Annotated in this window: 10 protein-coding genes; 8 read left to right on the forward strand and 2 right to left on the reverse strand. The window is 51.8% G+C overall.

What is annotated here, in order from left to right:
- The first annotated feature begins 26 nt into the window (after window positions 1-26).
- The 4 genes from yrfG to P2G53_RS11300 all read left to right on the forward strand — a co-directional run bounded on the left by yrfG (window position 27) and on the right by P2G53_RS11300 (window position 3,725).
- Window positions 27-689: a GMP/IMP nucleotidase gene (yrfG, locus tag P2G53_RS11285; protein WP_275817272.1), complete on the forward strand. Its 663-nt coding sequence runs from the start codon at window positions 27-29 to the stop codon at window positions 687-689.
- Window positions 690-1,082, forward strand: a complete 393-nt coding sequence (gene hslR / locus P2G53_RS11290) for a ribosome-associated heat shock protein Hsp15 (protein ID WP_275817274.1) — start codon at window positions 690-692, stop codon at window positions 1,080-1,082.
- A 70-nt stretch (window positions 1,083-1,152) separates the two neighbouring features.
- Complete coding sequence (gene hslO / locus P2G53_RS11295) at window positions 1,153-2,025, forward strand: Hsp33 family molecular chaperone HslO (protein WP_275817276.1); 873 nt, start codon at window positions 1,153-1,155, stop codon at window positions 2,023-2,025.
- Window positions 2,026-2,177: 152 nt separating this feature from the next.
- Window positions 2,178-3,725, forward strand: a complete 1,548-nt coding sequence (locus tag P2G53_RS11300) for a phosphoenolpyruvate carboxykinase (RefSeq protein ID WP_275817278.1) — start codon at window positions 2,178-2,180, stop codon at window positions 3,723-3,725.
- 70 nt (window positions 3,726-3,795) lie between these two features.
- Here P2G53_RS11300 and P2G53_RS11305 read toward each other — a convergent pair whose 3' ends face one another.
- Together P2G53_RS11305 and ppx are read right to left on the reverse strand one after the other, a co-directional pair.
- Window positions 3,796-6,531, reverse strand: coding sequence for an EAL domain-containing protein (locus tag P2G53_RS11305; protein WP_275817280.1), 2,736 nt, complete (start codon window positions 6,529-6,531; stop codon window positions 3,796-3,798).
- 189 nt (window positions 6,532-6,720) lie between these two features.
- Window positions 6,721-8,235 (reverse strand): exopolyphosphatase, encoded by a 1,515-nt coding sequence (gene ppx / locus P2G53_RS11310; RefSeq protein WP_275817282.1) that lies wholly within the window; start codon window positions 8,233-8,235, stop codon window positions 6,721-6,723.
- A 229-nt stretch (window positions 8,236-8,464) separates the two neighbouring features.
- Here ppx and trxA point away from each other — a divergent pair, with 229 nt between their 5' ends.
- The 4 genes from trxA to P2G53_RS11330 all read left to right on the forward strand — a co-directional run bounded on the left by trxA (window position 8,465) and on the right by P2G53_RS11330 (window position 12,864).
- Complete coding sequence (trxA, locus tag P2G53_RS11315; RefSeq protein WP_275817284.1) at window positions 8,465-8,791, forward strand: thioredoxin TrxA; 327 nt, start codon at window positions 8,465-8,467, stop codon at window positions 8,789-8,791.
- 210 nt (window positions 8,792-9,001) lie between these two features.
- A complete protein-coding gene (rho, locus tag P2G53_RS11320; protein WP_275817286.1) occupies window positions 9,002-10,261 on the forward strand; it encodes a transcription termination factor Rho in 1,260 nt (419 codons plus the stop codon).
- Between the two features lie 74 nt (window positions 10,262-10,335).
- Window positions 10,336-11,814: a 4-hydroxy-3-polyprenylbenzoate decarboxylase gene (ubiD, locus tag P2G53_RS11325; protein ID WP_275817288.1), complete on the forward strand. Its 1,479-nt coding sequence runs from the start codon at window positions 10,336-10,338 to the stop codon at window positions 11,812-11,814.
- 3 nt (window positions 11,815-11,817) lie between these two features.
- Complete coding sequence (locus P2G53_RS11330; RefSeq protein ID WP_275817290.1) at window positions 11,818-12,864, forward strand: 2Fe-2S iron-sulfur cluster-binding protein; 1,047 nt, start codon at window positions 11,818-11,820, stop codon at window positions 12,862-12,864.
- Window positions 12,865-12,866: the final 2 nt, after the last annotated feature.

The raw sequence follows: 12,866 nt of genomic DNA on the forward strand, positions 1-12,866 counted from the left end.
TATGCAAACTTACAAAAAACAACGTCATGGTTGACTGGCAAGAGATAGAGACTGTCCTGCTGGATATGGACGGGACGTTGCTCGACCTGCACTTCGACAGCCACTTCTGGTTAGAACATCTGCCGCTGCGTTATGCGGAAATTCATCAACTGGACCCGGATGAGGCGCGTAACTGGCTGCATGAGCGGATTGTGCAGGAGCAGGGGCATCTGCATTGGTACTGTATCGATTACTGGACCCGAGAGCTCAATGTGCCAATTAACGCGTTAAAACTCGAAGTGGCTGACCGCATCGCTTTTCGGCCCCATGTGCAGGACTTTCTTGCAGAGCTTAAACAGCAGAAGATCCGCAGCGTTATTGTGACCAATGCGCATCAGGACAGTCTGATGCTGAAGATCAAACATACCGGGCTGGATCAACTGGTGGATAAGGTGATCTGTTCACATGATCTGGGCCTTCCCAAAGAGGACCCCCGCTTCTGGGATCAGCTGCTTGAGGTTGAACCCTTTGACGCCGCCCATACATTATTGGTGGACGACAGTCTGCCGGTTCTGCAAAGCGCAAGGCAGTACGGCATCCGTTATCTGTTATCCATTTATCAACCGGACAGTGAGAAGCCGCACCGTCAGATTGATGAGTTTGCTGCGATCCATCACTTTAATGAGATTTTTCCGGATAAAACACGCTGAATGACCGAACACGACGATAAAATCCGACTGGATAAATGGCTTTGGGCCGCACGTTTCTACAAGACACGCGCGATTGCTAAGCAGATGATCGAAGGTGGCAAAGTCCACTACAACGGTCAGCGCACCAAGTGCAGCCGACATGTCGAGATTGGCGCGGAAATTCAGGTCAGGCAGGGGTTTGAAGAGAAGACGGTGGTGGTGAAAGCGCTGTCTGATCAACGTCGCGGCGCACCGGAGGCGCAAAAACTTTATCAGGAAACCGATAAGAGCCTTAAGTTGCGTGAACAGCATGCCGCTGAGCGTAAGGTGAATGGCTGCAGCCTGAATCCACGCCATCGACCGAATAAAAAAGAGCGTCGACAGATTGTCTCTTTCAAGGATCAGGTTGGTTGAGTTTTACCTCTCCGACAGCGGAAATCCTTGTGATAAAATGACCGCTTTAATTTGGTAATCCAGTTCCGGTATGAGTAACCCAGATCAGATTCAACGTATCCTGTTTGATAACCTTGATGTTCGCGGTGTTGTCGCCGGTCTTCAGCAAACCTGCACGGATAACTTCAGCAACCATAACTACCCGCCACGCATTCGTCAGATTTTGGGTGAAATGCTCGCCGCTGTAAGCCTGTTGAGCTCCAGTCTGAAGTTTGATGGCCGCCTTATTCTGCAGGCGCAGGGTGCCGGCCAGATTCGACTTCTGCTGGCGGAATGTACCCATCAGAACAACCTCAGAGCGATTGCCCGTTTCGATGACGCGCCGGCCGATGACAGCGCCTTTTCTGATCTGCTGCAGGAAGGCCAGTTGATCCTGACGCTGGAGCCGGAAAAGGGTAACCGCTATCAGGGTGTTGTGCCGCTGGAAGCGGACACTCTCTCAGGCTGTCTGGAAGCGTATTTTGCCGCGTCGGAACAGTTGCCGACGCAGGTGCATCTGGCCTGTGATGGAGAGCGTGCTGCTGGCTTTATGCTGCAGGTTTTGCCTGCCGCGGGCACCGGCGCTGAAGACTGGTCACATATCAGCCAGTTGGGAGCGACACTGAAATCTGAAGAGTTGCTGCAGTTGGATAATGAAACGCTGCTATACCGGTTATTTCATCAGGAGGCCTGTCGCCTGTATGAACCGGAGGCGCTGCGTTTCCGCTGCACCTGTTCACGCGAACGCAGTGCAGCATCACTGAAAATGCTGGACCCGGATGAGCTGCATCAGCTATTGGCAGAGCAGGGTGAAATTGCGGTAGATTGTCAGTTCTGCAACGCTCATTACCGTTTTGATGCAACAGATATTGAAGCCCTGTTTTCGCCGGATGGAACGACGGACTCATCGGGCCAGTTACACTGATTTATCTGGCCTGCCCGCTTGCCGGGCGGACCAGCGATTATTGGATGGTACTTTGTGCTTTTTTTGTGCATAATACGCCTCCTTAAATTCCGGCACCTAGACCACAAGTTAATAGGTAACGTTATTGGCGCCTAAGCCAAGGGAAACCAGTAATGACCAAAGATTGCGAAACTTTTGCCCAGATTAACCTGACACCCGCACAGCTTGTTGAGAAAGCGATTCAAAACGGCGAGGGTACACTGGCCGACACGGGTGCGCTGGTGGTAACCACCGGTAAGCGTACCGGTCGTTCACCGATGGATCGGTTTATCGTTGAAGAACCAAGCACCGCTGATGCGATTGACTGGGGCAACATCAACCGTCCGTTTGACGCAGAAAAATTTGATGCGCTTTGGTCACGGGTTGAAGAGTATCTGGCCGACAAAGAGCACTTTGTTTCTAATGTCCACGTTGGCTCTGATCACAATCATTACCTGCCGGTTAAAATGACGACTCAGACTGCCTGGCAGAATCTGTTTGGTCTGAACCTGTTTATTCGTCCACACGAGTACAACCCGAAAGGCAAAGAAGAGTGGCAGATTCTGAACGTTGCCGGTTTCGAGTGTGATCCTGAGCGTGATGGCACCAACAGCGATGGCGCTGTGATCATTAACTTTGTGAAGCGCAAAGTCTTGCTGGCGGGTATGCGTTATGCCGGCGAAATGAAAAAGGCGATGTTCTCTGTACAGAACTTCCTGCTGCCTGAAAAAGACGTTCTGCCGATGCACTGCTCTGCAAACATCGGTGAAGATGGCTCTACCACCCTGTTCTTCGGTCTGTCCGGTACCGGTAAGACTACCCTGTCTGCTGATCCTGAGCGTTATCTGATCGGTGACGACGAGCACGGTTGGGGCAAAGGCGTTGTCTTCAATATTGAAGGTGGCTGTTACGCCAAGACCATCAATCTGAGCAAGAAAAACGAACCGATCATCTGGGATGCTATCCGTTTTGGTGCCATCGTTGAAAACGTGGTACTGGATGAGAAACGTCACGCTGATTACAACGACGTATCCCTGACTGAAAACGGCCGTTGTGCATACCCGCTGGAACACGTAGACAAACGTTCTGCGACCAACATGGGTGACGAGCCGAATTCAATTGTATTCCTGACCTGTGACCTGACCGGTGTTTTGCCTCCGGTGTCTATCCTGACGAAAGAAGCGGCTGCGTACCACTTCCTGTCTGGTTACACCGCGCTGGTAGGTTCGACTGAAATGGGTTCCGGCGGTGGTATTAAATCCACCTTCTCTACCTGTTTCGGCGCGCCATTCTTCCCGCGTCCAGCGCACGTATACGCTGACCTGCTGATGAAGCGTATCGAAGAGTTCGGCTCCAAAGTATTCCTGGTTAACACCGGTTGGACCGGTGGTTCTTACGGTGTGGGTGAGCGTTTCAGCATCCCGACTACCCGTAGCATCATCAGTGCAGTTCAGAATGGCGCACTGAAAGATGTTGAGACCACCAAGCTGGCTGGCCTGAATATCGAAATCCCAGTGCATGTGCCGGGTGTTGATTCCAAGCTGCTGAACCCGCGCGAAACCTGGGCTGACCAGGCAGCGTATGATGATGCTGCACAGAATCTGATCAGTCAGTTCGTTAATAACTTCAAGAAGTTTGAAGGCGTGTCTGAAGAGATCGTGGCTGCAGGTCCTCAGCTTTAAAACAGTACAAGTAAAAAAGCCTCGCGAATGCGGGGCTTTTTTTTGGCTGTTCGTCGAAGGCAGGGGAGGCTCAGGGAGTTTCCGCAGTGATTCTTTGGCTGGGACTGAAACCCTGATTGTTAAATAGTTCCTCATTCTGATGCAGTAATAACAGGACGTCTGTAAACGGCTGAGGCTTGCCGATACCATAACCCTGTGCATAGTTGACCCCGATGTGCTGCAACATCTGCATGATCTGAGTGTTTTCGACATATTCGGCAATGGTCTGCATGCCCATGATCTGGCCTATCTCATTGATGGATTTAATCATCGCATGATAGACAGGGTCTTCAGCGATATCCTTAACAAACATGCCATCTATTTTCAGATAGTCGACCGGTAGATTCTTTAGATAGCCAAATGAGGATAGACCGCTGCCAAAGTCATCCAGCGCAAACTGGCAGCCAAACTGCTTCAGGGTTTTGATGAATGATACCGCCATGCTTAATCTGGAGATGGCTGCTGTTTCGGTGATTTCAAAGCAGATCTTATTGCCATCGATATCGTGCTCACTGAGTTGAGCAATAATAAAATCCAGAAAGCCCGGATTGGCGACCGACTGGCCTGAAATATTGATGGAGAAGAACTGGACATGAGCCGTGCAGGAACGATTTTCGGCAATGGTTTTGAAGGCATTTGAAATAACCCAGTGATCAATGTTTTCGGCCAGGTCATAACGTTCAGCCGCGGGTAAAAACAGCCCGGGGGCAATCAGTTCCCCGTTTGCGTCCTTCATTCTGACCAGCAGTTCGTAATGCACATCTTCCGACTGGGTTAGTGGCATGATGGTTTGGGCAAACAGGCAAAACCGATCTTCCTCCAGTGCCTTATGTATCCGGGAAACCCAGCGGATTTCACCTTCACGTTCGGCCAGCGTGATATCGTCTACTTCATATACGTGAATACGGTTGCGGCCCAGATCTTTAGCGGCATAACAAGCAGCATCTGCTTGTCGCAGCAGCTCTGTCAGATTTGGCGTTGTTTCATTAATCGCGACCAGTCCTATACTCACCCCGATTTTAAAAATATTGTCTTCCCAGCTGAACGGGTAATCCTGAATCGCATTTTGCAGCAAGGTGGTGATGTTCTGGGCCTGCTCGAGGGAGCAGTGTTCCATCAGAATGGCAAATTCGTCTCCTCCCAGCCGGGCCAGCGTATCTCTTTGTCGCACCCTCTCCCGCAAGACCATGGCTACCTGGCGCAGCAGTTCGTCACCGGCGATATGCCCACAGGTATCATTTACTACCTTGAACTGGTCCAGATCCATAAAACACAGAGCATGCGTGCTTTTATCCGTTCTGACCTTGGTCAACAGTCTGTTTGCCCGCTGTTCAAACTCACTGCGGTTGAGGATGCCTGTCAGGGCGTCATGGCTGGCCTGATGATTCAGCTTGTTGGATAGCAGGTGTTCTTTGGTGATGTCTTCCTGGGTGGAGATATAATGCGTGATCTCCCCCTGACTGTTGTCGATGCTGGATATAGAAACCCGGCTCCAGTAGGTGTCGCCATTTTTTTTACGATTCTGCACTGTGCCTTGCCATACCTCTCCCGAAGCGATGGTTTGCCACATCTCCTGATAGGTCTCTAAGGGCGTCGATTCTGAACGTAAGATACTGACGTTATGGCCGATTGCTTCTTCACTGCTGTAGCCGTTAATTTCGGTAAACCTTGGGTTTACATATTCAATGATGCCGTTGTGGTCAGTGATGATCACGGTTGTTGAGGTTGACTCAACCGCGCGGGACAGTTTTTTCAGTTTCTCGTCGGTCATTTTGCGTTCGGTAATATCACGGGTGACCGCCAGGTGGGCAGTGATGTCACCCGATTTGTCCCGGAGAGGCGTGGCATGTGTTTCCACCCATTTCCGGCCACCCTGCAGACCGATAATTTCGTATTCCATGATGATGGATTGACCGTCGAACACCTTTTCATTCAGCTCGATAAACTTATCCCGGTGCTCAGGGGCGATCAGGTCGTACACCAGTGCGCCGTCCACTTCTGCAAAAGAGGGCGCCTCGATCAGCCCCAGCCCCGCCGGGTTCATGCTTAACAGGAGACCGTCGCGGGACACGGTTTTCACGCATTCGGGTTCAGATTCCAGAATGGTGTTCAGCTTGGTGTTTGCAGATTTAAGTTCCTCTTTCGCCTGTTTGCTCTCGCTGATGTCACGGATAAAAGCACAGGCGCTTTCCTGGCCGTCAAAGGATAAGAAGTTCAAGGAGATTTCAACCGGGATGGATGTCTGATCCCGGGTTTTGAGTTCAGTGGTGACCCTGACACTGCCGGTGCCCTTCAGGTTCTGCCAAAAGGTGGTCCACTCTCCGATGGGTAGTGCATTCTGGATGTCGGAAATATCAAAGTTGAGAAGCTCTTTCCTGCTGTGACCGAGCATCTCACAGGACTTGGCGTTTGTGTCCAGCAGCTTCCCCTGTGAATCTATCCACATAATGGCTTCGCTGCTTTTGTCCAGCGACATTTTTTTATAAAACAGGTTTCGGTTGATTGAATCGAGTTGGTTGAAATTGCGACGAATCAGCAGGCCGCCGGAGAACAGCAGGATGCTGATGGCCAGGAACAACAGTGCCGACGGTAAAGAGTGAGATTGGCTTAGATACAGAGAGAGTCCCTGATAGACCGCCATCAACACCAGACCGGAGGCGATGAAGATGCTGGCGTTCCTGCTTACCGCAGCCTGTTTGAATCGAAATGCCACTCCTGCAGTAATTAACAGCATCAGAATTGCAGCTATAGAAAGGGACGTGGCCATAGTGTGAACTCTGTGAGTGAGAGGTAGGCAAACTTAAAGTCACAAATCAGGGACCTTGTTCCTTTATAACCATTAAGTTCACAAGTCTTTTTTTAGTTATAGCAGAGCCTCAAGCCTTTAGGGCTAATCTAAATCATAGCGAAATATAGGCCAGATGGAATGCTGGCTTTTTAGAGTGAGCTGTTGGCGTCACTGGCATTTAAATTTGAAGTTAGCAGCACAGAGATATTCGGCTTCCTGTTCCAGTTCGGCATGGGTCAGCGGATGGTGTTCCAGCCAGCCTTCGGGAAAGCAGAGGGTCAGTTTTTTGCCGTCGGCGACATATTCAATTCCGGGCAGACGATCCTTGCTTCGGCTACGGTTCAGAACCACAGACAGGCGCAATAATACGCATAAGCGGGTAAAGGGTTCCTGCAGGCGTTCTGGCAGGGCTTTGAACTCATCCTTGGGGAATTTGCGCCGATGGCCGCGTACCAGCGTGGCAAGCTGGAGCTGGCTTTGATTGGTAAAGCCGGGAAGGTCGGAATTGTTCAGCAGGTAGGCGCTGTGTTTGTGATATTGGCTGTGCGCGATGGTCAGGCCGATCTCATGGGTACGGGCTGCCCAGCTCAGCATATCGTAATGCTCGGTATTCAGGTTCCAGGCTTGTTTGACCTGAGCCCAGGCGATTAGCGCGGTGTTCTCGACGCGTTCTGCCTGTTCGGTATCTACATGATAACGTTGCATCAGAGCGTTAATGGTGCGGTCACGTACATCTTCATGTTGCAGTCGGCCAACCATGTCATAGAGCACCCCTTCACGCAGGGCGCCGTCGGAAAACTCCATGCGCTCGACATTCAGCGTATCGAAAATCGCACAGAGAATGGCACAGCCAGCAGGTAGCAGGTGCAGTCGTTCAGCTTTCAGGCCGGGCAGGTCCAGCTTCTCAAAATGATTCACCTTGAGAATGCGCTCTTTAAGGGAATTCAGGGCCTGTAAGGTCAGTGTGTCTTCACACCAGCCCAGTTGACTGCAGACATTGCGGATTGCCTTAATGGTGCCTGAGGCGCCAACAGAACTGGTCCAGCCGTGTTTTTGGTATTCGGCGCGAATGGCCAGCAGTTCGCGGCAGGCGGTGGTATAAGCTCGTTTGAACCCTTCTGTGGTGATCTTTCCGTCCGGGAAAAAATACTGGCTGTAGGAGACGCAGCCTATGTGCAGACTCTCGGTCAGATGGGGCTCAAAGCGCTCGCCAATAATAAATTCGGTGCTGCCGCCGCCGATGTCGACCACCAGTCTTGGCCCGTGATCATCCGAGAGGGTGTGGGCTACGCCAAGGTAGATCAGGCGTGCTTCTTCGCGTCCGGCGATGATCTCCAGTGGGGCGCCAATCACTTTTTCTGCGGCTTCAATAAACGCCTGACTGTTTTGTGCCTCGCGCAGGGCATTGGTGCCAACTGCACGGATATTCTCTCGGGGCAGTTCGCTGATGCGTTGAGCAAACCGGCTCAGGCACTCCAGGCCTCTCTGCCAGGCGTCATCCATCAGCATGCCGTTGCTGTCTATGCCAGCGGCTAACTGTACTTTTTCTGAGAGGATATCGAGCGGGCGAATTTCGCCCTGCGTGTGCTGGGCTACTACCATGTGAAAGCTGTTGGAACCCAGATCTATAGCTGCCAGCAGTTGTGACTCTTCAATCGGGCTGGCGGGGGTGTTCTCTGTCATTCGGTGAAGTACCTCAGGCTGCTGACCGAACTGGCCCTGCGGGGCGATGGGGCGTGTGGCTGTAAGACTAACAGATGCCTGCCGGTGGTGCAGGCAAAAATTCAGGTCAGTGCGCCTATTAAACCGGCTAAAGAGGTTGGATTATCCATTTGGGGTGTTACAAAATCATGGCCTTGGATGGTATGATCCTTGTCTGTATCAATTCTGGGTGCAATGGAGAACAGTCCCCATGAGCGAAAACATTGTCAATGTCACTGATGCTTCTTTTGAAGATGAAGTGATTAAAGCAGAAGGTCCGGTATTGGTTGATTACTGGGCTGAGTGGTGTGGTCCCTGCAAAATGATCGCTCCGGTATTGGAAGAAGTCGCAAAAGAATATGCCGGTCAGCTGAAAATTTGTAAGTTGAACATCGACGAAAACAGCGAAACACCGCCAAAGTTTGGTATTCGCGGTATTCCTACCCTGATGTTGTTCAAAGGCGGTAACGTTGAAGCGACCAAAGTAGGCGCACTGTCAAAATCACAGTTGTCTGCCTTCATTGAAGCGAACCTGTAACCGGTTCCGGATGGGTAATGGATAAAAACATTACCCATTCCTTCTTTCCGGCTATAGACAGCCTCCCGGCAACCTTTTATAGTGGAGCTGTTTAGTTGGTCGCCAACTCTCTCCAATTTACATGGCCCTGCCAGCTACTCGTCCGAACTCTCCCTTTTCCAGCCAATTAGCTATTGATTAATTTCAGCCTAGTGCTTGTTCCCTTCCATTATGAATCTGACAGAATTAAAAACAAAAAGTGTTCCCGAACTGCTTGATATAGCACAGGGTATGGGCATGGATAACCTAGCTCGTTCCCGCAAGCAGGATGTTATTTTCGCGATCCTCAAACGCCATGCAAAAAGTGGTGAGGATATTTACGGTGATGGTGTTCTGGAGATTCTGCAGGATGGATTTGGTTTCCTGCGCTCCGCTGACTCCTCCTATCTGGCAGGCCCTGATGATATTTATGTCTCGCCCAGCCAGATCCGACGTTTTAACCTGCGTACCGGTGATACGATCTCTGGCAAAATCCGTCCGCCAAAGGATGGTGAGCGCTACTTCGCGCTGCTGAAAGTTAATGAGATCAACTACGATCAGCCGGAAAACGCCAAGAACAAAATCCTGTTCGAAAACCTGACCCCGTTGTTTGCGCAGGAACGCCTGCGGATGGAGTTGGGTAACGGCAGTACCGAAGACCTGACGGCCCGCGTGATCGACCTGGTGTGCCCAATGGGTAAAGGTCAGCGTGCACTGCTGGTTTCACCGCCAAAAGCCGGTAAAACCCTGATGTTGCAGAACATTGCCAACAGCATTTCACGTAACAATCCGGAAACCTACCTGATTGTGCTGCTGATCGACGAGCGCCCTGAAGAGGTGACCGAGATGCAGCGTACTGTGCGTGGTGAAGTTGTGGCGTCCACCTTTGATGAGCCGCCGTCACGTCACGTGCAGGTAGCTGAGATGGTGCTGGAAAAAGCCAAACGTCTGACTGAACACAAAAAAGACGTTGTGATTCTGCTGGACTCCATCACCCGTCTGGCCCGTGCTTACAACACGGTGATCCCGTCTTCCGGCAAGGTATTGACCGGTGGTGTCGACGCACATGCACTGGAACGTCCTAAGCGTTTCTTCGGTGCCGCGCGTAACATTGAAGAGGGCGGCAGTCTGACCATCATCGCAACAGCGCTGGTGGATACCGGTTCCAAAATGGATGAAGTTATCTTTGAAGAGTTCAAGGGTACCGGTAACTCTGAGGTGCACCTGGATCGTAAGATTGCTGAAAAACGGGTATTCCCGGCAATCAACATTCGTCGTTCAGGCACCCGTCGTGAAGACCTGCTGACCACTGAAGATGAACTGCAGCGTATGTGGATTCTGCGTAAATTGCTGGATCCGATGGAAGACACTGCAGCCACTGAGTTTGTCATCGATAAACTGAAAGACTTTAAAACGAATGATGAATTCTTCCTCTCCATGAAACGTAAGTAAAATGGAGCAGGGTGATGAAGGGTAAGCCTGTGGCTTACCCTTTTTTATGAATCAAGAATTAGACGCTGACCCGTATGTCGACACCTAAATACAAAGATCTGCGTGATTTTATGCAGATGCTGGAAGCGCGAGGTGAGCTGAAGCGCATTCAGCACGAGGTTGATCCCTATCTTGAGATGACCGAGATCTGTGACCGTACCCTGCGTGCAGGTGGGCCTGCCTTGTTGTTTGAAAACCCCAAAGGTTTTAGCACCCCGGTACTGGCTAACCTCTTTGGTACTCCGGAGCGTGTGGCGCTGGGTATGGGTGAGGAACGGGTTGAAGCGCTGCGCGATGTCGGCAAACTGCTTTCTCAGCTGAAAGAGCCGGAACCACCCAAAGGCATGAAAGACGCCTGGGATAAGTGGCCGGTTTTCAAACAGGTGCTGAATATGGGGCCGAAGGTGGTTAAGTCCGCCCCTTGTCAGGCCAGGGTGATTGAAGGTGATGCGGTCGACCTCTATCAGTTACCAATTCAGACCTGCTGGCCGGGCGATGCGGGGCCGCTGGTGACCTGGCCGCTGGTCATTACCCGGGGGCCAAACAAGTCACGCCAGAATCTGGGTATCTATCGTCAACAGTTGATTGGTCGCAATAAGCTGATCATGCGCTGGTTGGCGCATCGTGGTGGAGCGCTGGATTTTCGTGAATGGCAGCAACAGCATCCGGGTGAGCGCTTCCCTGTCGCAGTGGCACTGGGCGCTGATCCGGCGACTATTCTGGGTGCGGTGACACCGGTGCCGGATACCCTGTCCGAGTATGCCTTTGCCGGTCTGCTTCGGGGCGGCAAGACCGAAGTGGTGCAGTGTATCGGCAGTGACCTGCAGGTACCGGCCAGTGCTGAATTTATCCTGGAAGGTTATATCGAGCCGGGTGAAATGGCGGATGAAGGTCCGTTTGGTGATCACACCGGCTATTACAATGAAGTAGACCGTTTTCCGGTATTTACCGTAGAACGTATTACCCATCGGCCGGACCCGATCTATCACAGCACCTATACCGGACGTCCACCGGATGAACCAGCGGTACTCGGGGTGGCGCTGAACGAAGTGTTTGTGCCGATTCTGCAGAAGCAGTTCCCGGAAATTGTCGACTTCTATCTGCCGCCGGAGGGCTGTTCTTACCGCATGGCGGTGGTGACCATGAAAAAGCAGTATCCGGGTCATGCCAAGCGGGTCATGCTGGGTGTCTGGTCGTTTTTGCGGCAGTTTATGTACACCAAGTTTGTCATTGTCTGTGATGATGACATTAATGCGCGTGACTGGCAGGATGTGATCTGGGCCATTACCACCCGTATGGACCCTTCGCGGGACACCGTGATGATCGACAATACCCCGATCGATTATCTGGACTTTGCATCGCCGGTGTCCGGTCTGGGGTCCAAGATGGGTCTGGATGCCACCAATAAATGGCCGGGCGAAACAACCCGGGAATGGGGTGAGCCGATCCAAATGGATGCCGAGGTGAAGCAGCGGGTTGATGAAATTTGGGATACGTTAGGTATTCTGGACTGAGCTGTGGCCTGGTCAATTGAACTTGAGGGGCTTGGCGGACGAATCATCGCTGAGCCTGATGAAACCCTGTACGAAACCCTGCAACGTCATGGCTATCGGATGCGGGTCAGTTGCCGTAACGGTGTCTGCGAAATATGTGAAATTCAACTGCTGCAGGGTGAAATAGAGCAGCGGTATCCAAAAAAACACTGCTGTGTAACAGCGGTGGATAATCAGGGCGGAAAGCCCATTTTGGCCTGCACCAGTCGGCCACTTTCTGACGTTAGGGTGAAGATAGAGGGAGTTCGACCTCCCGGAGTGTTAGTCGTGAAAAAATTGCGGTGTGATATAACCAGCATAGAAAAACTGAACAGCGACGTGTACCGGGTTCGCCTGCAATTGCCGGCTACCGGCAGTTTGGCAGCCGAGTTCTATGCCGGACAGTACCTGGATATTCTGCTGCCGGACGGACGGCAGGCTTCATTTTCAATTGGTTCTGCACCGGAACAGGGGCGCGATCTGGAGTTGCATATCCGGCATATGCCCGACAGCGATATGTCCTGTGCGATTCTGGAATGCCTGCAGAACAATGCTTCCGTTCAAATTGAGCTGCCCAAAGGCACCTGTTATCTGCAGGCCACTAAAATCAATCCTCAAACCCGGCTCATTTTTGCGGCGGCAAGTACCGGCTTTGCTCAGGTTAAGAGTGTGGTTGAGCATCTGCTGGCTAATCAGTACAGCAATCCGATCTATCTCTACTGGGGAGCACGGATTGAGGAAGATCTCTACCTTGAGCGGCTGCCTGAGCAGTGGGCCAGTGACCATCCGCATGTCCACTTTATTCCGGTGGTCAGCCAACCGGAACATAGTCCGGGCTGGCAGGGGCGTTGTGGCCTGATTAACGACGCAATCCTGGCCGACTTTGACAGTTTTGAGGGCGTGGAGATTTTTGCCAGTGGTTCACCAGCAATGGTGTACGCACTGCTCGACAGTTGTGAAACTCGCGGCTTCAGCGCCAGCCAGATGCACTCTGATGTATTTGCCTATGCGCCGCGTCCGCCGAAAAGCTAACG

It is taken from the genome of Neptuniibacter sp. CAU 1671, assembly GCF_029222905.1.
Classification (GTDB): domain Bacteria; phylum Pseudomonadota; class Gammaproteobacteria; order Pseudomonadales; family Balneatricaceae; genus Neptuniibacter.

Bases quoted from the DNA above. Each gene is read 5' to 3' on its own strand.
- yrfG (WP_275817272.1), top strand. From the start codon at position 27: ATGGTTGACTGGCAAGAGATAGAGACTGTCCTGCTGGATATGGACGGG.
- ubiD (WP_275817288.1), top strand. From the start codon at position 10,336: ATGTCGACACCTAAATACAAAGATCTGCGTGATTTTATGCAGATGCTG.
- P2G53_RS11300 (WP_275817278.1), top strand. From the start codon at position 2,178: ATGACCAAAGATTGCGAAACTTTTGCCCAGATTAACCTGACACCCGCA.
- ppx (WP_275817282.1), bottom strand. From the start codon at position 8,235: ATGACAGAGAACACCCCCGCCAGCCCGATTGAAGAGTCACAACTGCTG.
- trxA (WP_275817284.1), top strand. From the start codon at position 8,465: ATGAGCGAAAACATTGTCAATGTCACTGATGCTTCTTTTGAAGATGAA.
- rho (WP_275817286.1), top strand. From the start codon at position 9,002: ATGAATCTGACAGAATTAAAAACAAAAAGTGTTCCCGAACTGCTTGAT.
- hslO (WP_275817276.1), top strand. From the start codon at position 1,153: ATGAGTAACCCAGATCAGATTCAACGTATCCTGTTTGATAACCTTGAT.
- P2G53_RS11305 (WP_275817280.1), bottom strand. From the start codon at position 6,531: ATGGCCACGTCCCTTTCTATAGCTGCAATTCTGATGCTGTTAATTACT.
- hslR (WP_275817274.1), top strand. From the start codon at position 690: ATGACCGAACACGACGATAAAATCCGACTGGATAAATGGCTTTGGGCC.